The organism is Borreliella afzelii (assembly GCF_014202295.1).
Classification (GTDB): Bacteria; Spirochaetota; Spirochaetia; order Borreliales; family Borreliaceae; genus Borreliella; species Borreliella afzelii.
In genome coordinates this window covers 1-2,094 of the sequence record NZ_JACHGM010000033.1, presented here as the reverse complement: position 1 = coordinate 2,094, position 2,094 = coordinate 1, and the positions used below count along the sequence as shown (strand labels likewise).

Genomic DNA, 2,094 nt, shown 5'->3' with positions numbered 1-2,094 from the left:
TATAAATGGTTTTTACCCGATCAAATAGAAGATGTTGATTTGCAAATGGGTTATCAAAGAACTGTAAAATGGGACGCTTTTCTAAATGCTAACCCCACAACGATTGCCAATGAGGTTAATACTATCTCAACTATTGGATTTAGTTCTGAAGTAGTTAGACTTAATTACTTAAAACTACAGTACAAATTTAGGCACTTAAAACAGGCGTCTGAAAAATTTTACACTTCAGACTCATATATTGGGGACATTAATAATAATCTACTTCCTTTTGCTCAAGCTTATAAACTTGCAAGTAGCGAAATTATTAAACTTATTAATCACTTTGTACTAACCGGTGCTGTTTCAATCCAAAAGGATGGAAAAAATCAAAAACGCTTACTACCTAATATGTATGGACTACTTAATATGCCACATCAAATAAAAGAAGAAGTTGCAAGTGGTGATAAGGATAAGATGGATAAAATATTTGAAAAAATTGAAGCTGGACTTTCGAAATTAGAGCTGGGGGACGAATTTTCTACACCTATGATGGTAATAGTTGACCCTGCAACTTCATTAAAATTGGTAAAACCATATTCAGCAGCACAAGGTGCAGCAATGAGTTGCGAAAAATGGGAAGATATTTTAATTCAAACTATTAAGGCCATTAATAATAGGGAAGATGTTTACATTGAAACTTCAAACTTGCTAAAACATCAAATACTTGTGTACCCATTAAACCCAGCGCTTATCAAGTTTAAACCTAGCAAGTATATGTTACCTACACCGAATGAGCAAGTTGATAAAGACTCAACTGATATTGCTCATTCATACATTGATTTTGTTTTAGGGGGTTTACTTGCTACTAAGAATACTATTTTGCAAGTGAATATTAAACAAAGTTAAAAACACAAGGTAAATTAAATGAGCGAACAAAAAGATTTACAAACACAAGTTCAGAATGAAGAAGAACTTTTAGTAACAAAACTTCATTCTGAAGTGTTATTGCTATTAGGAATAGACAAACTTGCGTTAAGTAGGCAAAATTTTCTACTTCATTTATCTTTACTTCAAGCTATTCTAGTAACACGTGGTATTGATGCTAGTTCACTTACATATGAACAAATATTTTTGCTTACTTTCTATCATATGGGCTGTCAATTAAGAAAGCAGGGGGTTGTTCGCGAATTTGAATTTGAAAGGATTAAAAAAGAGAAGTTTAACGAGCTTGAAATTGATTATTATCCTAGTGGTAGTGGAGGCGAAGAGAGCGGTGGGGATAGTTGTGGGTCAAATAAGAACTTTTGCTCACAACTTGATGCATTTTTAGAAAAGCTAAAAAGAGAGACTTCAACGCCATCTTGCGTGGGGGTTGTCTAGTGAGTGGTGTTAGAAAAAGATTAGCAGATATGTCTGTACGCATGATCAACGTTTTTAAAGACCCAGCACCTTTAAGATTTTATAAAGGCAATGTTGTAAAACTTGAGAATGACGACTCTTATCAGAGAATATTTGATAAGAATAAGTACACTGAATTTATTGGAGTCATTATTGACATAAAACCACAAGAACTTGCAATGCTTTACGACTCTGATATATCTGATATTCAAGGATATTCTAAACTTTACACATATCAAGACCTTAACTACGAACTTAAAGACCGAATATCAATTTCGGATTTAGTTTACTTTGAAATATTTAGCATTGACTCTTCAATTGGATACTATACTCTGGTTTTAAAGGAGTTTATATGGACGGACTAGACTTTACAATTGAATTAGAAATTGGGTGGTTTGGAGGTCGTTCTAATATTGCTAGGATGCATGAAAAAGGCGGCGCTAATTTACCAGTAAGAAAACATTTAACTAAAATTGCTGGTAGTTCTGAATTTAGAGAATATATCAACAATAGTTATATAAATTCTAAGTTTAAACTTGATCCTAAATCGGGGATGAATGCTATTGGACAAGCTTTTATAAGATACTATGAGAATTATGTACTATCAGGACAAATTACACCGAGCTTAAAGGCTAGTACAATTAAAAGCAAATTTAAAAAAGGTAGTAGCACTGCATCAATCCCACTTGTTGATACATCTAAAATGTTATCAGAACT

General features: G+C 32.9%; 4 protein-coding genes. All 4 read left to right on the top strand.

All coding sequences use genetic code 11. The features are described from left to right. A partial coding sequence (locus HNP63_RS06625) for a hypothetical protein (protein WP_183227700.1) occupies positions 1–885 on the top strand: 885 nt, incomplete at its 5' end. Positions 886–903: 18 nt separating this feature from the next. After that, positions 904–1,359, top strand: coding sequence for a DUF3890 domain-containing protein (locus HNP63_RS06620; RefSeq protein ID WP_006434204.1), 456 nt, complete (start codon positions 904–906; stop codon positions 1,357–1,359). Further along, on the top strand, positions 1,359–1,742 hold the full coding sequence (locus tag HNP63_RS06615; protein WP_012579184.1) for a DUF1506 family protein: 384 nt from the start codon (positions 1,359–1,361) through the stop codon (positions 1,740–1,742). The genes HNP63_RS06620 and HNP63_RS06615 overlap by 1 nt, the downstream gene beginning before the upstream one ends. Continuing rightward, positions 1,730–2,094 (top strand): hypothetical protein (locus HNP63_RS06610; protein ID WP_183227698.1); only part of this gene is annotated, 365 nt, incomplete at its 3' end. The genes HNP63_RS06615 and HNP63_RS06610, both read left to right, overlap by 13 nt.

Coding starts and splice junctions, on each gene's coding strand:
- HNP63_RS06620 (WP_006434204.1), top strand. CDS start 904: ATGAGCGAACAAAAAGATTTACAAACACAAGTTCAGAATGAAGAAGAA.